16 protein-coding genes and 3 pseudogenes are annotated in these 19,556 nt (G+C 71.7%); 8 read left to right on the plus strand and 11 right to left on the minus strand.

Going from position 1 to position 19,556, the window contains the following annotated elements; all coding sequences use genetic code 11:
* Positions 1-717: 717 nt before the first annotated feature.
* Positions 718-936 (plus strand): annotated as a pseudogene (locus ACIGO6_RS35965) (DUF3710 domain-containing protein); the annotation flags it as partial.
* A gap of 153 nt (positions 937-1,089) precedes the next feature.
* Entirely contained in the window at positions 1,090-1,260 is a 171-nt protein-coding gene (gene rpmF, locus ACIGO6_RS35970; protein ID WP_007387878.1) for a 50S ribosomal protein L32, read from the plus strand.
* 216 nt (positions 1,261-1,476) lie between these two features.
* On the opposite strand, the pseudogene ACIGO6_RS35975 reads toward rpmF, so the two are convergent.
* Positions 1,477-1,749: pseudogene (locus ACIGO6_RS35975) on the minus strand (phosphotransferase); the annotation flags it as partial.
* A 609-nt stretch (positions 1,750-2,358) separates the two neighbouring features.
* Between ACIGO6_RS35975 and ACIGO6_RS35980 the strand changes: the two are divergent.
* From ACIGO6_RS35980 to ACIGO6_RS35995, 4 genes are read left to right on the plus strand one after another with little or no spacing between them, the layout of a single operon-like run.
* Complete coding sequence (locus ACIGO6_RS35980) at positions 2,359-3,501, plus strand: polyprenyl synthetase family protein (RefSeq protein WP_399883964.1); 1,143 nt, start codon at positions 2,359-2,361, stop codon at positions 3,499-3,501.
* Positions 3,498-5,075 (plus strand): phytoene desaturase, encoded by a 1,578-nt coding sequence (locus ACIGO6_RS35985; protein ID WP_399883966.1) that lies wholly within the window; start codon positions 3,498-3,500, stop codon positions 5,073-5,075. The genes ACIGO6_RS35980 and ACIGO6_RS35985 overlap by 4 nt, the downstream gene beginning before the upstream one ends.
* Positions 5,062-6,057: a phytoene/squalene synthase family protein gene (locus ACIGO6_RS35990; protein WP_399883968.1), complete on the plus strand. Its 996-nt coding sequence runs from the start codon at positions 5,062-5,064 to the stop codon at positions 6,055-6,057. The genes ACIGO6_RS35985 and ACIGO6_RS35990 overlap by 14 nt, the downstream gene beginning before the upstream one ends.
* On the plus strand, positions 6,054-7,064 hold the full coding sequence (locus ACIGO6_RS35995; protein WP_399883970.1) for a DUF5914 domain-containing protein: 1,011 nt from the start codon (positions 6,054-6,056) through the stop codon (positions 7,062-7,064). Before ACIGO6_RS35990 ends, ACIGO6_RS35995 begins: the two co-directional genes overlap by 4 nt.
* A 51-nt stretch (positions 7,065-7,115) precedes the next feature.
* Here ACIGO6_RS35995 and ACIGO6_RS36000 read toward each other — a convergent pair whose 3' ends face one another.
* The 6 genes from ACIGO6_RS36000 to ACIGO6_RS36025 all read right to left on the minus strand — a co-directional run bounded on the left by ACIGO6_RS36000 (position 7,116) and on the right by ACIGO6_RS36025 (position 13,363).
* Positions 7,116-8,684 carry an FAD-dependent oxidoreductase gene (locus tag ACIGO6_RS36000; protein WP_399883972.1) on the minus strand — a complete coding sequence of 523 codons (1,569 nt, stop codon included), beginning with the start codon at positions 8,682-8,684 and terminating at the stop codon, positions 7,116-7,118.
* A complete protein-coding gene (locus ACIGO6_RS36005) occupies positions 8,681-9,430 on the minus strand; it encodes a methyltransferase domain-containing protein (protein ID WP_399883974.1) in 750 nt (249 codons plus the stop codon). Before ACIGO6_RS36005 ends, ACIGO6_RS36000 begins: the two co-directional genes overlap by 4 nt.
* A gap of 6 nt (positions 9,431-9,436) precedes the next feature.
* On the minus strand, positions 9,437-10,642 hold the full coding sequence (locus tag ACIGO6_RS36010) for a lycopene cyclase family protein (protein WP_399883976.1): 1,206 nt from the start codon (positions 10,640-10,642) through the stop codon (positions 9,437-9,439).
* Positions 10,639-10,869, minus strand: coding sequence for a hypothetical protein (locus ACIGO6_RS36015; RefSeq protein ID WP_399883978.1), 231 nt, complete (start codon positions 10,867-10,869; stop codon positions 10,639-10,641). Before ACIGO6_RS36015 ends, ACIGO6_RS36010 begins: the two co-directional genes overlap by 4 nt.
* Positions 10,870-10,971: 102 nt before the next feature.
* Positions 10,972-12,222, minus strand: coding sequence for an NAD(P)/FAD-dependent oxidoreductase (locus ACIGO6_RS36020; RefSeq protein WP_399883980.1), 1,251 nt, complete (start codon positions 12,220-12,222; stop codon positions 10,972-10,974).
* Positions 12,223-12,355: 133 nt separating this feature from the next.
* Positions 12,356-13,363 carry a MerR family transcriptional regulator gene (locus ACIGO6_RS36025; protein ID WP_399883982.1) on the minus strand — a complete coding sequence of 336 codons (1,008 nt, stop codon included), beginning with the start codon at positions 13,361-13,363 and terminating at the stop codon, positions 12,356-12,358.
* 161 nt (positions 13,364-13,524) lie between these two features.
* On the opposite strand from ACIGO6_RS36025, the gene ACIGO6_RS36030 reads away from it, so the two are divergent.
* The gene (locus tag ACIGO6_RS36030) at positions 13,525-14,133 is read left to right on the plus strand and encodes a sigma-70 family RNA polymerase sigma factor (RefSeq protein WP_399883984.1); all 609 of its coding nucleotides are present in this window, start codon (positions 13,525-13,527) and stop codon (positions 14,131-14,133) included.
* Between the two features lie 109 nt (positions 14,134-14,242).
* On the plus strand, positions 14,243-15,073 hold the full coding sequence (locus tag ACIGO6_RS36035) for a DUF4397 domain-containing protein (RefSeq protein ID WP_399883986.1): 831 nt from the start codon (positions 14,243-14,245) through the stop codon (positions 15,071-15,073).
* 688 nt (positions 15,074-15,761) lie between these two features.
* On the opposite strand, the pseudogene ACIGO6_RS36040 reads toward ACIGO6_RS36035, so the two are convergent.
* The 4 genes and pseudogenes from ACIGO6_RS36040 to ACIGO6_RS36055 all read right to left on the minus strand — a co-directional run bounded on the left by ACIGO6_RS36040 (position 15,762) and on the right by ACIGO6_RS36055 (position 19,373).
* Positions 15,762-16,480 (minus strand): annotated as a pseudogene (locus ACIGO6_RS36040) (IS5 family transposase).
* A 241-nt stretch (positions 16,481-16,721) separates the two neighbouring features.
* Positions 16,722-17,330: a hypothetical protein gene (locus tag ACIGO6_RS36045; protein ID WP_399883988.1), complete on the minus strand. Its 609-nt coding sequence runs from the start codon at positions 17,328-17,330 to the stop codon at positions 16,722-16,724.
* 5 nt (positions 17,331-17,335) lie between these two features.
* Complete coding sequence (locus ACIGO6_RS36050) at positions 17,336-17,545, minus strand: hypothetical protein (RefSeq protein WP_399883990.1); 210 nt, start codon at positions 17,543-17,545, stop codon at positions 17,336-17,338.
* 385 nt (positions 17,546-17,930) lie between these two features.
* Positions 17,931-19,373: a M20/M25/M40 family metallo-hydrolase gene (locus tag ACIGO6_RS36055; RefSeq protein ID WP_399883992.1), complete on the minus strand. Its 1,443-nt coding sequence runs from the start codon at positions 19,371-19,373 to the stop codon at positions 17,931-17,933.
* Positions 19,374-19,556 lie beyond the last annotated feature (183 nt).

Raw genomic sequence — 19,556 nt, forward strand, 5'->3', positions numbered from 1 at the left:
AACGAGAGCATGGACGCCCTCTACCCCGATGCCCCGACCGTCTTGCCCACCACGTCAGACGACTGATCGCCTACACCACGAGAAGGGACATGACCCAGGACGGAAACGCCCTTGGGACAAGGGGCACAGCGTCTATGGCCCTTACGTAGCCGGGCAACAATCCGGCGGCCCGACGAAGTCGTACTCGTTCTGCAGGCACGATCGATGCGATCGAGCGCACCTCAGAGGCGCCCTGCAGAGCGATCGCCGCAGCGAAGGGATACGCCCGATAGTCCGCCTCCACTGTGACACGGTGCTGTCCGCCATCCGCCCACTCGATGACGAACACGCCGCCGCCAACTCGACCACGTCCGCACCCGAAGGATCCGCGTCCGCAGTTCCGCCACCGACAGCCCGTCCGTGCACAACGGGAAGCTGCACGCGACGGCGAAGAGGCGCGCGGCATCCTCCACATGCGTCGCCGTGCCGATCAGCCGTGTCACACCTCGGTCCGTCTTGCGCACCACGTAGCCGTCATCGGCGCGGACCATGTCGTACCAGGCCTCGAAGTCCCCGAAGTGGATGAGCTGGTCCCCATTACGGGGCGGCAGTAGATCCCGCCGGTAGCCCCTGGACTCGGCCAGGGTGAACAGCCTTTCCTCAAGCCGAGGAAGAGACTCCAATGCGAAGAGATCCTCCGCCGCAGCGGCCGCACCACGCGCGCGGGGGCCGGAGCGGCCGGATCCGCGTCCCCGTTCCGACGGACCCTGGGACAGCAGCGAGATACGCGACCCGGGTGAGGGCCGGCTGCATCTGGGCGGCCGGTTCGTACCGCGCGTCGCCGGCATGGAACTACGAGCTGACGTCTCGGACGACGAAATCGTCGCGGCGACCGCGATCCTGAGCGACAGCGCCATCCAGTTGCAGGCATTCGCCGCACCCGGGCAGCAGAGCATCCCGAGGCCGGAGGAGACAGGCGCGCAACCCGCCTCTCAATGACTCGCGGTCACATCTAATACTTCAGGGCAATACCGGGCATCATCGACATAGTAATGACATCCATTTTCATGTATCGTCTGCCTCGCTCACCGATCACACCCGGAGGTCCTCATGGCCGTACCCAAACGCAAGATGTCGCGCAGCAACACCCGGCACCGTCGCGCGCAGTGGAAGGCCACGACGCCGCAGCTGGTAACGGTCACGGTGGACGGCGTGCCGTACCTCGTTCCCCAGCGGCTGGCCAAGGCGTACGAGCGTGGCCTGCTCCGCCCCGAAGGCTGACCCAGCATGTCCTACGCCCCCTCGCCGCGCCTTCCCGTCACCGTCCTGTCGGGCTTTCTCGGTGCCGGGCATCGGCTGCGGTGACGCAGAAGCGACCTGAGTGGGCTCATAGGCCGGCGTCCGCTCAAGCTCCGTCAAGGTGCGCAGGTCCAGCAGCCGGCCGGCGGCGCGCCTCTGCTGGGGCGGCTTCGCCATGCAGGCGGCGACATCGCGCAGCGCGGGTGGCACGGTGGTCAGGCCGGGATCGACGACAGCCACGACGCGCGGGCCGTCACCGGCCATGATGATGTTGCCCGGCTTCAGGTCATTGTGGACCAGTCCGCAGCTGTGGATGGCCTGCAGCGCTTCGGCCGGAGCCGGCCCGAGCTGCCGCAGCTCCCGTTCCCTCACCGCGCCCTGCGAGGCGAGGAGCCCTGCAAGAGTTGGCCCCCACCCACCGCGCGGGCCGCAGCAACCTCTATCGGAACCGCTCACGGAATCCCGGATCACGTGCCGGCTCCGGCTTGGCCACCTTCACCGCCACCGCACGCCAACCCCTCGAACGTGCGAGACAGACCGTGCCCATCCCGCCCTCACCGAGCACCCGCTCCCCCACACGCGCACCGATCCGCTCCACCACACACCCGTCCCCCGAACGATCCTGAAACGGTCCGTGATCTCGGGGACCCGGCGGCGACTTCCTGCGGTACGGATGGCATGACCCTCTTCTGTGGGAGCCGGATGCACGAAGACGGCTGCGCGCCGTCTCCGACAGTTTCGGTGACGGCTTGCCAGAGTTGGTCGCGTACACGTGCGAAGACACTTCCCGCGAAGGTGCCGGGTACGACTTGGCTGGTCGGCCCCTGCGTCCACCGGCCGGCGGGCAACCGGCGCGTCGCCCGGCCGGTGCGGCAACCGGAACGGCTCACCGACCTCGCGGACGTCCGCGAACAGGAAGGCGCGCGAGGTGACACACCGCCGTAGACCCCGCTTTGTTGAGCCACTCGGGTGAGTCCGCCCGGCACGGGTGCAGGACCGGGCAGGAATCAGCGCATCCGTGTCACGGCAGTCGGCGGAAGCACTGATGTGCAGACACCGAGAGTGAGAAGGGGTTGTGCCATGCCTGGAATGCCGCCGATGGTGGCCGCACCGGTCGACCGTGTCGACGACCCTCTCACCGCGCCCGACGCCGCGCAGGCCGTCGGCACCGTTCTGGAGCAGGTCCTCGACGCACGCCTACGCCATGCCCGTACCGTCGATCCCGTCTTCGCCCGGGAGCTGGCCGATCGCCTGGCCGCGCTGGCCGAGGGGGGCGGCAAACGGTTGCGCACGGCGTTCGCGCACTGCGGCTGGCGTGCTGCGGGCGGATCGGGTGACACCACCGCGGTCCTGCGGACAGGAGCCGCCCTCGAGCTGCTGCAGGCGTGCGCCCTTGTCCACGACGACGTGATGGACGGATCGGTGCAGCGCAGAGGCGCACCGGCCCTGCATGTACAACTCGCCCGCAGGCACTGGGCAGCAGGCATGCACGGCTCGGCGGAGTCGTTCGGAACGTCGGCCGCCGTGCTCGCCGGTGACCTGGCGCTGGCCTGGGCGGACGACCTGCTGACGGAGACGGCACTCGGTGCGCCGCACGGCCCGCGCCTGTACGAGGAATGGCGGGCGATGCGCACCGAAATGGTCGCCGGGCAGTACCGCGAGCTGCACGCCCAGGCCGCTCGCACGTCCGGTGTCGACGAGGCGCTGGCCATTGCCACCCTGAAGAGTGCCCTGTACACCGTCGCCCGGCCCCTCGCGCTGGGCGCTTCGCTGGCCGGAGCCGACGACCACGTGCTGGACGCGCTGCGGGCGGCCGGCCGTTGCGCCGGGCTGGCCTTCCAGCTCCGTGACGACCTCCTGGGCGCCTTCGGCGACCCGGCGCAGACCGGCAAGCCGGCCGGGGACGACCTGCGCTCCCGCAAGCCCACCTACCTCCTCGCCGTGGCCCTGCGACTCGCCGACGCCGCCGGCGATCACCAGGTCGCAGCGGCGCTGGCCCCGGACGCGGACCCGGGGTCCGCGAACGCCGTGCACCAGGCGCGGGCGGCACTCGAACGCACCGGAGCCCAGGACCTGGTGGAAGCGAAGATCAAGGAGCTGACGGACATGAGCTTCGGGCATTTCGAGCGCACGGGAGCACCCCCGGCCGTGCGCCACGAGTTCGCCGCGCTGGTCGGGCGCGCCACGGGCGTGGTCCCGCGCCGCGCGGAGGAGGTCGCGTGAAGAGGGTGCCGGGGCCGACTGGCCATGTCGTCGTGGTGGGTGCCGGGCTGTCCGGACTGGCCTGCGCCCTGCACCTGCTGGGTGCCGGTCGCCGGGTCACCGTGGTCGAACGGGATGCCGGCCCCGGCGGCCGGGCCGGCCGCGTACGCCTGGGCGGATACGAGATGGACACGGGCCCCACGGTGCTGACCATGCCGCATCTGGCCGACGAGGCGTTCGCCGCCGTCGGTGACAGTCTCCACCGCCGCGTCGAGCTGATGGCTCTGCATCCGGCCTACCGGGCGTGCTTCGCGGACGGTTCCTCGCTCGACGTGCACACCGACGGCGAGGCGATGGAGGCGGAGGTGCGGCGCTTCGCCGGACCGGCGCAGGCGGCCGGCTACCGCGACCTGCGGAAGTGGCTCGAGCGTCTGTACCGGGCGCAGATGCGTCGTTTCATCGACACGAACTTCGACTCGCCCTTCCAACTGTTGCACCCGGATCTGGCCCGGCTGGCCGCGCTGGGCGGCCTCGGACGGCTGGACGGCCGCATCGGCCACTTCCTCTCCGACGACCGCCTGCGCCGCGTCTTCTCCTTCCAGGCGCTGTACGCCGGCGTGGCCCCGGCCCGCGCACTCGCGGCCTATGCGGTGATCGCGTACATGGACACCGTGGCCGGCGTCTGGTTCCCGAAGGGCGGCATGCACGCACTCCCCCGCGCCATGGCGGACGCTGCGGCGGAAGTCGGCGCCGACCTGCGCTGGACGGCCGAAGTGAGCGCGCTGGAGCGCTCGTCGGGCCGCGTACGGGCCGTCCGCCTGACCTCCGGCGAGCGCATCCCCTGCGACGCGGTGGTGCTGACGTGTGAGCTGCCCGCTGCCTACGCACTGCTGGGACGCCGGCCTCGGCGTCCGGCCCGGCTGCGCCACTCACCGTCCGCCGTGATCCTGCACGCGGGCACCGACCGCACCTGGCCCCACCTCGCCCACCACACGATCTCGTTCGGCGCCGCGTGGGAGCGCACCTTCGACGAGCTGACCCGGACGGGCGAGCTGATGAGTGACCCCTCCCTGCTGATCACCCGCCCCACCGCACACGATCCCGCCCTGGCACCGCCGGGACGCCACCTCCACTACGTCCTCGCCCCTTGCCCGAACACCGCTGTCGGCCCCTCGGCCGCCACCTGGCGAGACCTCGGCCCGCGCTACCGCGACCGCCTGGTCGCCGAACTGGAGCGCCGGGGCCTGGAGGGGTTCGCGGACAGCGTCCGGGAAGAACTCCTGGTGACCCCACTCGACTGGGCGAGGCAGGGCCACGGCGCCGGCAGCCCCTTCTCGGTCTCCCACACATTCGCCCAGACCGGCCCCTTCCGCCCCCGCAATCTCGTACGGGAGGTGGAGAACGTGGTGCTCGCGGGATGCGGGACCACTCCGGGCGTCGGCGTACCGACCGTACTCATCAGCGGCAAACTCGCCGCCGCGCGCGTCACCGGCGGCAGCGGCTCCCGGCCCGCACGAGCACGTCGGCCCGTGGCCGCAAGCGACCCGTCCCCCGCCCCGGCCCCGGCCCCGGCAGGTGCTGATGACCCGTCGTGAACTCGACGCGGCCGGGATCAACGACCCCGCGCTCCGCGCCGCCTACACCCAGTGTCGACGGCTCAACGCCCGTCACGGCAAGACCTACTTCCTGGCCACCCGTCTGCTGCCGCTCGAACGCCGCTCCGCCGTGCACGCCCTGTACGGCTTCGCCCGCTGGGCCGACGACATCGTGGACGACCTCGACCGGCACCGGACGCCGGAGGAGCGCGACCGGCTGCTGAGCCGGCTGGAGGACGATCTCGCGGACGAGCTCCGTACCGGCGCCGGCGACGAACCGGTGGTCCGAGCCGTTGCCGACACCGCCGACCGGTACGACATCCGTCACGCGCTCTTCGCCGACTTCCTGTCGTCGATGCGTGCCGACCTGACCGTCACGGACTATCCCACCTACGCCGACCTGCAGAGGTACATGCACGGATCGGCGGCGGTGATCGGTCTGCAGATGCTGCCGGTCCTCGGTACGGTCACACCCCTCCAGGAGGCGGCGCCGCACGCGGCAGCGCTCGGTGTGGCGTTCCAGCTCACCAACTTCCTGCGGGACGTGGGCGAGGATCTCGACCGGGGCCGCATCTACCTGCCCGGGGACCTGCTTGCCACCCATGGTGTGGACCGGCCGCTCCTGGAGTGGAGCCGGCGCACCGGGCGCCGCGACCGGCGGATCCGCGCGGCTCTCGTCGCGGCGGAGGCTCTGACGCGGGACGTGTACCGGAGGGCAGAGCCGGGCATCGCCATGCTCGATCCGCGGGTGCGTCCCTGTATTGGCGCCGCGTTCACCCTCTACGGCGGGATTCTCGACGCGATCGCCGAGCAGGACTACACCGTGCTGCATCGTCGTGCGGTGGTGTCCCGTCGGCGGCGTGCGGCCACGGCCGCGGCCGGTGTGCTGCGCGGGGCCGGCGCCCGGTGGGGCGCTCGCGGCCCGCGCCGGGCGGTGGTGGCAGACGGGCAGGCAGTCGAGGGGAAGGGACCGGTGCGGTGAGTGAGCAGACGGGGAGGAAGCGCTGGTCGCCACCCTTGCGGCGTCGGGGTTCCGGCCCGGACTGGGCGGCGCAGACGCCGACCTGGCGTCAGGCGCGACCGGCACTCGTCGCCGAGGCGCTCGCACGGGCGTCCGCCCGGCCGTCCGGCAACTGGTTCGTGGTCGGGGCGTCCCGTCACGTGCGCGTGGGCGACCGCCCGTACGGCAGGACGGTCGGTGGTACGGAGGTCGTTCTGTGGCGCTCGGACGACGGTGCGCTGCACGCGGGTCCGGGCATCTGCCCGCATCTCGGCGCTCCTCTGCGCGAGAGCCGGGTGGTGTGCGGCACGCTGGTGTGCCACTGGCACGGCCTTGCCCTGGACGGTTCCGTGTCCGCCGGCTGGCAGCCGATCCCCGTGCACGACGACGGCGTCCTCGTCTGGGTGCGGCTGGACGAGGTCGGTGGGGAGGAGCCCACTGAGCGACCTGTGGTGCCCGAACGGCCCGCGCCGGGCAGCGGGGTGGACGCGGTGTTCACGACCGTAGGACGGTGCGAACCGCAGGACGTGGTGGCCAACCGGCTCGATCCGTGGCACGGCTCGTGGTTCCACCCGTACTCGTTCGTCGACCTGTCGGTGGTGAGGGAGCCGCAGGGCGAGGAGGACGACGCCTTCGTCGTCGACGTCTCCTTCCGGGTGGCCGGACGCCTGGTGGTCCCGGTGCGGGCCCAGTTCACCGCGCCGGATCCGCGCACGGTCGTCATGCGCATCACCGACGGTGAGGGCGTCACGTCCGTGGTGGAGACCCACGCGACGCCGCTGACCGGGCTGAACCACGAACGTCCACGCACCGCCGTGGTCGAGGCGACGGTCGCCGCATCGGACCGGCCCGGCTTCGTCCTCGCCCGGGCCGCCGCCCCCGTACTGCGCCCGTTGATGCGCCGTACGGCCGGGCGCCTGTGGCGCGACGATCTGGCCTACGCCGAACGGCGCTGGTCGCTGCGCAGCACCGGACGGTTCCCCGGGTGAGCAAGCACCGGTGGTCTCTCGCGCGCGTGTGTGCGCGAGGGAGGGCACCGGTCAGGAGGACGGGCGACCTCCCGCGACTGCTCCGAGCGCCCGAAGCAAGGGAGAACGCCCCGATCGCGGGACCGTCCACAGCACTTGTCCCCGCACACCCCGATCGGCAAGCAGGGCGTTCGCCGCCAGGAAGCCGGTGGTGGCGGCTCGTTCCATGAGAGCGACGGGCAGGTCGCAGCGGATCGCGTCACCGGCCAGGGTCAGCCATGGGTGGGGGGTGCGCACGGTGGGGCGCCGGTGGTGGGATCCGACGTCGAAGAGCGGGCAGTCGGCACGCCACTCGTGCCGGGCGTCGACGACGCGCGCCTCGCGGGTCTCCGGGTACACCTGGTGGAGCCGGTCGACGAGCATGTCCTGCACGTCTTTCCGTTCGGCCGCGGGATCGACGGCGTAGGCGTGCAGTTCCACGACCGAGCCCCCGGTCCGCGCGGCCCAGCGGGCGGCCTCGCCCTCGTACCGCTCCAGGGTGCTGATGTTGTCCAGCCCGCCATAGCCGCTGGTGCCGAGGAATCCGGGCCGGTCGGCGCGGACCGGCCGGTCGAGCCAGAGCCGGGAGACGAGGAAGGGCGGTGCGGTGCGCAGAGCGGCGATGCCGTCACGCCAGCGGGCGGTGCCCAGGCCGGGTGACGCGGCGACGGTCTGTCGCAGTCCCCCGGTGTCGAGGGCGAGCACCACGGCTTGGTGGCGGTCGGTACCGGGATGGGTGTGCACGTCCGCTCCTCCGCCGTCGCACGGAAGGACGGCCTGGACCGGGGTGCTGGTGCGCACGTTCACGCCGAGGCGCTGGAGGTAGGCGCCGAGCGGATCCCAGAGCGCCTGGGGGAAGGGCTCGCTCGGTACGTCGAAGAGCAGGCCCTCGGCCGATCCGAGGAAGTAGATGTGGAACATCAGCAGCAGTTCGGCGGCGGACAGTTCGCGCGGGTCGGCGAAGAAGCTGCGCGAGAACACCTCGAAGGCCAGGTGGTGCGCGGCTTCCGGGAAGCGAACGCCTTCCAGGAATCCCGTGGCGGTGACGCCGTCAAAGCGTTCGTAGACCTCGGGCACGCGGACGTCGAGGAGCGGGAGCGCGGCCCGGGCGTCCATGGCGGTCAGGTCCCGCCAGCCGAACGTGGGACTGAGGGCGACGAATCCGAGCGCGCTGAAGGGCGGGGTCCTCGGGACGCGGGCGAAACTGTCGGTCAGACCGCCGCTGTGCCGCAGGGGGTAGTCGGGCAGCGGGGTGAGTCGCGACAGGGCGGGGTCCGTGCGGCGGAGCAGACCGCGAAGGTTGTAGTACTGGCGGAAGAAGGCGTGGAAGCCGCGGCTCATGGTCACCGCAGAGCCGTCCGCCAGCGTGGTGCGCCGACCGGAGAGCCGGCCGCCGAGCGAGCCCTCCTTCTCGTACAGGGTCACGCGGGCGCCGCGTTCGGCCAGCAGGGTGGCCGCGGCCAGACCGGCGATTCCACCACCGATCACCGCGACGGACGGCTCGTCCCCGCGCCGGAAACGCTCCGCGCCGGGGGCGGGGAACAGGATCTCGGCCTTGCGGTCTCGGCCCCGTCGGGCTGAGGGAGTGCGGCGGGCCGTCACTGTGCGTTCTCCCCCGGTGTGGTCTTCCCTGTCGTGGTCGAGCCGCCGTTGCGGGCGAGGAAGGTGTGCACGATGCCCGTCTGCCATCCGGCGACGGGGGCGACGCGCACCGAGGTCAGGCCGGCTCGTGTCAGCCGGGCGGCGAAGGCGGGGGCGGTGTCGAAGGCGAGGACGCTGTGCCAGAGATGGCGGTACAGGGCACGGTCGCCGGTGACCGTGCCCGCGGGGACGACGAGCCCGCGGCACACCGCCGACCACAGCGCCCGGTGCACCCGGGAGCCGCTGAGGCTGTACTCGTGAGCGGCGAAACGCCCGCCCGGCCGCAGCACAGTCCGAACGGTCTTCAGGACCGCGTCCGGGTCGGTGACGTTCCGGAACAAGTAGGCGGCGAACACTGCGTCGAAGGGGCCTTCGACGGCAGTCGCGAGTTCCTCGGCGGTCAGATGGAGAAAGCGCACACGTGCGGGCCACGGCTTGGCCAGTGCGCGGCGCAGCATGCCCGCGGAGGCGTCCACTGCCGTGATCCGGGCCCGGGGCGCGGCCCTGAGCAGGGCCCGGGTGGAGGCGCCGGTGCCGCAGCCGAGGTCCAGCAGATGCAGTCCGGCTCCGTCGTCGGGGAGTCCGAGACGGCGGGCCGAGCGCAGCAGGTCGGTGCGGTAGCCGGGGTTGAGGGAGGTCAGGTAGTCGTAGGTGTGGCAGGCGTGGTCGAAAGCGCGGGCCAGGTCGTGGTCGCGCAGAAGGCTCATCGGTGGTCAACTCCTCTTCTTCGGGGCGGGCCGAGAGCGGCGGGGCAGGAAAGGCAGTTCGGCGGCTGTGGAAAGCATCGGCCGGACAGGGGCGCACAGTCCGATGCCCCACTCCTCCCGGAGCGAGGTGGCGCCGTCGAGGAACCGCAGCAGGCGCTCGGCGGGGACCCGGCGGAACAGGTCGGTGAAGAAGTCCGGGCCGTTGATCCGCCCGGTGTCCAGGGCACGCAGGAGTACCGCGTCCATGGCCAGCGCCCGCCGTCCGTGAGGGGCGGGGACGGTCCCGTGTCCGTCGCGCAGGGCGGCGGCGATGGCTCGGCTCTGTCGTTGTACCGCGGCGAAGGTGTAGCCGGTGGCCGGACGAGTGGCGCCGCCTGCGGTGCCGATACGGAACACGGCAGCCCCGGCCCGTCGCGAGAATCGGGCGTCGGTCATGGGAATGGCCCCCTGCTCCGTCCGCTCCACCGTGAGCGCACCGAGCCCCAGGATGTCGCGGCAGTAGGTACCGAGTGCCGACTCGTACGCCTCGGTGGTCAGCGCGCTGCCGGAGAACTCGGTGTACTCCACGAGCGCCCGGTCCGGCGCAAGCGGCAGGACATAGCCGAAGGCGAGCCCGTGGGCCGGCTGGGGTACCCGGAAGTCCATCAGCTCCGCGACCGCGGGATCGAACCGGTCGGTGTCGGTGCGCACGAACCAGCCTCGGAAGTGCTGCAGCAACCGCGTGCGCGCCGGTGGCAGGGCAGGCAGCGGCCGCGAGTCGAACACACGCCGGGCGTGCAGCGTCAGGCGCCGGCCTCCCGGCAGGGTGCACCGGACCTCCGCCCCTCCGGGCACGGCGCGCACCGTTTCCGCCGTCGCGCGCAGGACACGCCCGCCGTCCGCGCTTGCCAGACGGCCGTGGACCATGCGTTCCAGGTCGGCGGAGCGCACCATGCGGTAGGTGTACGGGGCCGGATCGACGGTGACCGGGCGGCCGTCGGCGCCGTGCAGGCGAAGCACGGACCAGGAGGCGCTGACGACCTCTTCGAGACCGTCGACGCCCGCGTCCCAGTAGCACCAGGTCCGCTCGTCCGGGCGCAGCGGGCCGTCCGGCGGCTCGATCACGGTCACGGTGGCGGCGCCGGTCTCCGTCAGCCGGTGCGCGAGGCTGAGGCCGGCCGCACCACCCCCGACGACGACCACATCGGACGCTTCGGCGTCGCGAGGCGTCACCGTGCTCGCCGTTCGACGACGGGCATTCCGTCCGGGCGCGTGGGCAGCAGTTCGGCGTCCGCCGCCGGCTTGTCCGCGGCGGCACCGGCCGGCCGGCGCGGGTCGCCGCCCCCGGGCGGCGGCGGGGCCGTACCCGCTACCGGACGGTGGGCGAAGCCCGTGTCGAGAGGCCCCGGCCGGGCCTCCAGCACTCCGACGACCAGGACACGGGCACCGCTGAGCTCCACACTGCACTCCTGGGAACAGAACCGACGAGGTCATTCGATCGGTGAGTACTTCGGTCCTGGGCCCGTCCATGGATGCGGCCGATCACGGCTGGCTCCCCGCCGTCATCTCTGCCGCTCCAGGCCGGCGGACACCTCCCGCGCGGCGCGCGCACCCGACGCCAGGGCGCCCTGCACGGAGCCGGTCGCCCGGTGATCGCCGCACACGTACCTGCCCGGGCCGAGGCGGGTGGTGCGGCTCAGCGGCCAGGGGGGCAGCATCGCCGGTAGCGCACCCTCGACGGTGCAGGTGGCGACCTGCTGCCAGCCGCTCGTGTCGGTGCCGTAGAGCTCGGCCAGACGCCGGAGCACCGCCTGCGCCCTGCCCGGAAGGTCCGTTCCCAGTACGGAGGTGGAGACCAGCCCAGTGCGGGGAGGCGCGTAGGTAGGAGCCACCTCGCTGAGTACGCAGGTGTTCAGGAGCGCTCCGGTGCTGTCCACAATCAGGGTCGGTTCGGCCATCGGTGTGCCGTCGGTGGCGTGGTAGTAGGTGGTGACGGTGCGTGTGTCCGGGACGGTCAGCTCCGGCAGCAGGCGCGCGGCGGTCGCCGGGTCCGTCGCCACCACGACGGTCCTGGCCGGCACCTCGCTGCCGTCCCTCAGCAGCACCCCGGCGTCGGTGACCTCCACGACGGGTGCACCGAGTCGCAGGACGCCGTCGGGCAGGTCGGCGGCGAGCCGGCCCGGTACGGCTCCGATGCCCTCCGCCGGCAGGCACAGGGACCCTCGCACCATGCTTCGCCAGACCAGGTGGAAGAAGCGCGCGGAGGTCTCCAGCCGGTCCTCCAGGAACACGCCGGACAGAAACGGTCGCAGGATGTCGGCGATCACCGCGTCCGACACTCCGGCCCGGGTCAGGGCCTCCGAGGTGGAGCCGTCCTGGCGCCGCCTGGCGGCGGAAGCGGGCAGAACGGCGTCCCGCGCGGTGAGCGCCGCAAGGGCGGCCAGATCGCGGGCGGAGAGGACCCGCCCGGGCAGCAGAGCCCCTGCCGCACCGGGCTCCCTCGTGGGGTCGGCGAGACGAACCGGCCCATTCGGTGTGTGGGCGATGACGCCCGCTGTGAACGGTCGCAGTCGCAGGCTTCTCAGATCCAGGCGTCGCTTCACCTGCGGATAGGAGGTGTTGAACACCTGGAATCCACGGTCCAGCAGGAATCCGTCTCGTCGGTCCGTGCGCATCCGGCCGCCCACGCCGTCGGACGCCTCCAGCAGGATGACCCGCCGGCCGGTACGGCACAGGTCCAACGCGCACGCGAGGCCGGCGAGACCCGCACCGACGACGACGGCGTCCGGTGCCCGGCGGTGTGCGTCGGTCATGCTGCTCCTCGCTCGGCGCGGTGCCTTTAGCCGATCGACGACGAGTGACGCAGCCGCGACCGCCGGTCCAGCGGACCACGTTCCGTCGGCCGATGCCAGGCGCCACGGCCAAGTGCGCCGAAACGACGCGACGTCACTGAGCGACCACCGACTCCACAGTGGTGACGGCCTCGGCCAGTCCCGCCGGACGTGCCAGGCCGGCCACCGCCTGACCTGCCCAACCGGGTCCGAGCGTCAGGACGACCGGCCCGCGACGAGCCCCTCGCACGCCCCACTCCATGCCGGCCACGTGCTGGGCCAGCGGCCTGCTGGCGGTGGTACGGGACTGCGCCCACAGCCCCACTGCGGCCGGACCGGTCCTGCGGACCGCGGCGACGAGCGACTCGACGGGCAGGGCACCGCCGAACATCCGCACCGGAAGGCCCCTCTCCGTCAGCGCGGCGGACAGCACTTCCAGCGGCAGTGTGTGGTTCTCCCCCGGCACGCAAGCGAGCACCGTAGTGGCGCCCGGACGATCGGCGACCGTGTCGGGCGCGGTGCGCCGCAGCGCACCCGACACGTGCCAGGAAAGGAAGTGCTCGACCTCGACGTACTTCTCCCCCGATGTCTCCCACTTGCGGCCGACGGCCTGCAACGTCGGCACGATCACCTCGGTCCAGGCCGCGACCAGTCCGTGCTCGGCGATCGCGGTGCGCAGCAGGTCGTCCAGCGCGGCGGCGTCAAGGCGCAGGGCGGCCCGGGCGATCCCCTTGCACTCCTGACGTACGTCGCCGAGCCTCAGCCCGCTCCCCGCCCGGCTGCGACCGCGGGCCTGCGACCGCGGTGCGCCGTCGGCCGTCCGTCCGGCCGATGCCGCCGTCGGCGGCTCCCCGCTGCGCGCCAGGCGTGCGGCCTCGGCCGGCGGCAGTCCGGTCGCCGTCCAGGCGCACATCCGCTCCAGCCGCGCCAGGTCGCCCGCGGTCCAGCGCCGGTGCCGGCCGGCTGAGTGCGCCTCGGGGCCGAGCCCGTACCGGCGGTCCCACGTACGGACCGTGGTGGGGGCCACTCCCAGACGCCGGGCCACCTCGCCGGTGGTCAGCCCGCCCGTCTGCGGACCGTCCTCGCCGTCCCGGGCCTCGCGGTTTCCCGTCTGCGCGCTCATGCCCTCAGTTTACGACGCACAAACGACGCATGTTGATCGCGTCGTTTGTGCGTCCAAGACTGGAAGCACGCGCCCGGCAGCCGCTCATGGCAGACCGGCGAACTTGCCGTCCGGCGGACGACCTTTCGCCCCGCACCACACACGGCAGGAGGAAGCAGGCCATGAACACGTACACGCGACCGATCACCGCCGTCGTACCTCCCATGGAGGAAACCCGGTACGAGGAGGAGCTGGCTCGTGGTCTCGTCGCCGCCGACGAGGAGGCGTTCGCGGCCATCTACCGGCGCTGGGGCTCACTCGTCCACACCATGGCCACCCAGTCCCTCGGCGACGCCCACGAGGCCGAGGACGTGACCCAGCAGGTCTTCGTCGGTGCCTGGCGCGGGCGGCACGGCTTCCGGCCGGAGCGGGGCGCACTCGGCGCCTGGCTGGTCGGCATCACCCGCCGCAAGATCGTTGACGCTCTGGCGGCCAGGACGAGGCGGCTGGCTCTTGTCGACTCGGCCGCGCACGACGCCACGCCCACCAGGCTCACCCTGGCCGCACCCGACGACGTACTGGACCGCGTGCTGCTCGTCCAGGCCCTGTCCCGGCTGCCTCACGCCCAGCGAGAGGTGCTGTGCATGGCCTTCTACGAGGACCTGACCCAGGTGCAGATCGCGGAACGCACCGGTGTGCCCCTGGGGACCGTCAAAAGCCACGCCCGCCGGGGTCTGCACCGGCTGCGCATGGCGATCGACCAGGACGGCGTGCGCGGCACGGACACCTGATCGCACCGGCGGAACGAACCGACGAGCGCGCATCCGTGGCACCCCGCACCCAAGAAACACCACTGAGGCTCCGCAGCGGGTGGAGACTCCAGCCGAAGGGATGATCCCCATGACCTCCCGCACCCCCATCGCCCTCGCCGCCTCGGCCTGCGCCTGCGCTCTGGCCCTCGGCCTGACCGCACCCGCCTTGGCGGCTCCCGCCCGGGCCCAGGACAAAGCCATGGTGTCCGTCTTCCACGGCATCCCCGGAATGACGGTCGACGTGTACGCCAACGGGGACGAGCTGCTCAGTGACTTCAAGCCCGGCACGGTGACCGACCCGCAGTCCCTCGACGCGGGGACCTACGACATCCAGATCTTCGAATCGGGCCAGGGCCCCGACGGCACACCGGCCCTGGAGAAGGAGGTGAAGGTGGCCGAAGGCGGCAGTGCCACGGTCGCCGCCCATCTCTCCGCCGACGGCAAACCCCGGTTGACGGCATTCACCGACGACGTCTCGAAAGTCGACAGCGGCAAGGCCCGTCTGACGGTCCGCCATGTCGCAGCCGCTCCCGCCGTGGACGTACGGGCCGGCGGACAGCCCGTCTTCACCGACCTGACGAACCCCAACGAGGACACCACCTCGGTCGATGCGGGCACCGTGAAGGCCGATGTCGTCCTCGCCGGCACGGACACCGTGGCCATCGGACCGGCCGATCTCGACCTCGAGGAAGGGAGGAACAACGTCGTCTACGCCTGGGGCAGCGCCGAGGACAAGAACCTGGCCCTGGCCACCCAGACGCTCAGCGGTACGGAATCGATGCCCGACGCCCTCCACACGGGCGGCGCCGCCGTCACCCCGAACTCCGCCTACCAGTGGCTGGCTTGGGCCGCCACGGCCGGAGCCGTCACAGTGACCGGCGTCCTGGTGGCCCGCCGAGTCGCCGGCCCACGTGGCTGACGCTGCGCGACGGCCGACCGGACTGACGATGACGGCTGCCGCGCTGGCAGCCGTCATCGGCGTTGCGGCGCAGCCGTCCGAGCCCGCCTCGGGCACCTCGTAGCCGCGCACGGTGGCGCGGGCGACGATGCGGCAGTGGTCACCCTCTGTGTTCCGCCGTACGGGCGAACCGGTTCTTACGCTGATCACCTCTGAGCCCCTGTGCGAAGGCGCGCGGGGAGGCTGCCTCGCGAACCTGGTCGTCACGGCCGAGCCGGTGCGGGAGTGACAACAACGAAAGCCGAGACACAGGAGGGCGCAGTGGGCCATGTGGACCCGTCGCACCTGGCGGAGCTGGCACTCGGCCACACAAACAGCGACGAGGACGTCAGCGCCCTGAGGCACGTGGCGTCGTGCCCGCGCTGCCGTGAGGAACTGAAGCGGATGACCCGCGTGGTGACCGCCGCGCGCGGTGCGCAGGCGTCGGATCTGTCGGCAGCTCCGCCCGAGCGCGTGTGGCAGAGCATCGCCCATGAGTTGTCCCGCGAAGCGGGCAGGGTGCCGCATTCCGCGGGGCACTCTGCCTGCCGCTCGGTCCCCGAGCGGACTCGCGGCGTTGGGCGCGAGCGGGCAGCCGGCGCCCGAACGAACGAGGGCCTGCTCGTGCTCGCTCTGGTCGCCGGCGTCCTTCTCGTTCGGTGGTTGCGGGTCAGGGCTCGTCGCGGGCCTGATCCTTCGGCGGCGGAGGTCGGACGTGGCGGTGGGTGATCAGGCAGACGGCGAGGCCGAGGAATGCTTCGTGGATGTCGTCGCGTCTATCCCGGCGGATGCGTAGGCGGCGGAAGCCGTGGAGCCAGGCGATCGTTCGCTCGACGACGTAGCGGAAGATGCCCAGGCCAGTGCCGTGTGGCTCGCCCCGTTTCGCGATCACGGGGCGGATGCTTCGTTGCCAGAGCAGGCGGCGCTACTTGTCGTGGTCGTAGCCGCGGTCGAGCGGCGGCTCGAGTTGGGTGACGTCGCCCACGGTTTCCGCCGGTCAGCGACACGGCGAGCGGGATGCCCCGGCCGTCGACGATGAGGTGGTGCTTGCTGCCCGGCCGTGCCCGGTCGACCGGGCCGGGACCGCTTTGGGTCCCGTCGGGCGGCCCGTACGTGCGAAGAGTCGATCACCGCCCGTTCCCAGTCCAGCTGGTTCTTCGACCGCAGCTCGTACAGCAGCAGCTGGTCCCAGACGCCGGCCTCGTTCCAGACCGCAAGGCGCCGCCAGCAGGTCATGCCCGAGCCGAAACCGAGTTCCTGCGGCAGGTACTCCCACTGGATGCCAGTGTGCAAGACGAAATGGATGCCGCACAGGGCCTGCCGGTCCGGCACCCGCCGTCTGCCCTCAGCCTTCTTCGGACCCGGCTTCGGCAACAACGGATCGATCAGCGGTGAGGGCGCCGAGTTCGACGAGGCGTGCGAGGTTGGCCTGGTTGCCCTTGACGTTCTTCGGCACTCGGCCTGCCGCAGCCGTTCCTGCAGGCCGTTGCTCCACTGCCACGAGCAACGGCTGGATCAGCGACCACCGCCCATTCGACAAGTCCCGACACCGGCAAGATCGTCAGAGAACAGCAGCCGAAGCCGCGACCTGCAGCCCTGCCACAAGCACCAGCCAGAATCGGACATCAACTCACGGGCCTTCGAAGCACCCCAGGACGGTCACCTGGTCGAAGCGCCGCGCCTTCACGTCCTTCCTCGCGCTCGTCCAGAAGACGTCACCGCCGATGCGGTAGTTACCGAAGACCAGGACGCCGCCATACCATTGAGCGAGAAGCGCCCAGTCGTCGGGACGAGGCCGTGCCCATGGGCTGGCCCGCCTGCCCTCCGGCTTTCCTGCCCTCAGTGCCGCCATGGCGGCGGACGCGGTGATGGGGTCGTCCTCGCCGTAGGAGTCCCTGGAGTATCCGTCGATCTGCAGGTGAGTCTCGTCGCGATGGGGCCAGTCCTCGTACAGCACGTCTGACCAGGCCTGGCGCAGTTCCTTGGCGTGCGGGTGCTCGACGGGGTCGATGAGCACCTCGTTGTCCGGCAGGGAGAGGTCGTACTTCAGCCGTAGCTCTGCGCGGTCATAGCCGTCGCCCCCAGGGCGTTCAACGAGGGGCGTGCCGGCGGGGACGTACATCACTCGGCCGGAAGCATCAAGGTCGTCGGGATGGAGTTGGGCGAAGAAGAGGAGCCGGCCGTCGGGGGGCAGTACCAGAGTCGTTGCGTCGTCGGGCAGCGCGGCGAGGTCCAGCATCGCGATCAGGTGCAGCCCTGCCGGGAGTTGGGGAGCGTCGGCGGGGAGCAGGTTGGCCCGCCGAAGTGGCCCACGACCGGCCCGTCCACGCTGGACGCCAGGGTGGCGCAGGGGCGGGCGGCCTCGAGCCACCTCTTCACCTCGGCGGACGGGACGCCGCCCGCGAGCGCCTTCTCACGGAACCGGTTCATCTTGTCGAGCATCTCGGGTTTCATGCGGTGAACATAGTGGCGGGTACTGACACATGGGCCGGACCATTGACGTACACCGGGCAACTGCCGGTACCCGCGGGGCGGCCGCCGACGCAGATCCCGGCCGGTCGGCCATCCGACCCCAGGTGTCGTCCTGGCCTTCGCGTTGGTCGTGGCGCTGGGTGCAGCGGCACGGGAGCGGTCGGCGGCGGGCTGTCCAGCGCTGGCGCGCTTTCCTCGGCCGGCTCCGACGGAGCGCATGACCGGAGGCCGCGCACCGGCCACCGGTCACAGCGCCGAGGGCGGGCCCCGGACCCCACAGCCTGACATCACTCGCGGTTGCTTCGCCGCTGGGGTCGGAGCTGGAAGTCCGGGACCCGTCGGCGTCGTTCGTACTCGCCCCCGGCCCCTACCGTTGCGGCACCGGGAACGCCACGGGACTCTTCGCGCCGTTCCGGCTCACCGCGCGCACGCCGAAGAACACGTTGTCCTTCGACAGGTCCACCTCGTGACGCGTCACGTCGCCGACCTCGATGGCACGCGTCCACTCGGGCGCGGTCGTCTCGCGCCACACCACCTCGTACCCCGCGAGATACGGCTCCGTGCCGCGGTCCCACACCAGCTCCGTGGAGTTGGTGAGGTTGCTGGTGACGATCCTGGCGTTCTTCGGCGTGCCCGGGGCCTGGGCGAGGGTCCACAGGGCCGCGCCGTTCACCCGGGTCACCCGCGCGATGTAGTCGAAGTCGCAGAACTCCGGCAGGTCGCCGAACTGTTTGCCGTCCTCGACGCGCACGTCCTGGTGCTGGTGGGCGAAGTCCTCGGCGGGTTCGGTGAACCGGGCTGCGGGATAGCCGCGTTCGAGGAACGGGATGTGATCGCCGCCGCGGAGATAGCGGTCGCGGCGGTAGATCACGCGGACGTTCATGCCGGTGGCATCGTTGTCGGCGGTGTCGCGGACGAAGCGGGCGAGCTGGCGCGACGGCGAGTCGTTCTCGCCGCCCACCGAACGCCGCGTGGCCGCCTGTTCGGGCGTCTCCGAGCTGGGCACGCCCTCGGCGAAGAGCCGGATGGTGTACGGATCGAGGGCGCCGTCGTCCGCCTTGGGGCTGCCGACGATGTCATCGGTGAACATGCCCTGGACGTCCGTGCCCGCGGCCTTGTACTGCGCGGCCATGTGCGTCGCCCCGTACAGGCCCTGTTCCTCGCCCGCAACGGCCGCGAAGACGATCGTGGCGGCGGGGCGGCGCGTGGCCATGACGCGCGCCAGTTCCATCGACACCGCGACGCCGGAGGCGTCGTCGTCCGCTCCCGGGGAGTCGCTGGTCGCGTCCATGACGTCGGTGACGCGGGAGTCGTAGTGCCCGGAGACGACGTAGACCCGCTCGGGGCTGACCGAGCCGCGCAGGGTGGCGACGACGTTGGTGATCCGGGTCGCGACCGGGATACGGGACGCCGGTTCCTGGATGTACGACTGGAGTTCGACGGTCATCCGGCCGCCCGAGGCTTCCGCGTACTTCTGCATCTCCGCGAAGATCCAGTCCCGGGCGGCACCGATGCCGCGCACGGGGTCGTCCTGGACGGACAGGGTGTGCCGGGTGCCGAAGGAGGCGAGCTTGCGCACGGTCGCCTCGATACGGCCGGGGTCGATCTCCTTGAGGAGCGCGCGCAGTTCGCGGGAGGGAGACTGCGCGGTGGCGGGGCGGCTTCCGTGCCCCCGGCCCGGCCCCTGGCCGGGGACGGCCGCGGTCGCCTGACCGGTGGCTGCCGCGCCGGCCGTGACCGCTCCGGCTGCGGCGGTGAGTACCGCTCTTCGGGTGGTGCCGCTGGTGGCGTGTGACCTCTGATGCGACATGGCTGAATCATCATGGACTCGTCAAACTTGTGACAAGTGGTCGGAAGCGGTCCCAGGACCGCACCTCCGACTGTCGTCACGTGCCTCGGCATGAGCTGCACGGGCGTGGGAAGAGGGGCGTGGCAGGTCGGGGCTGCACGGACAGGCACGGAGCCGGGCGGTTTCCGGACGTGTCCTGGGTAC

The organism is Streptomyces sp. NPDC053750, from assembly GCF_044544295.1.
Lineage (GTDB): Bacteria > Actinomycetota > Actinomycetes > Streptomycetales > Streptomycetaceae > Streptomyces.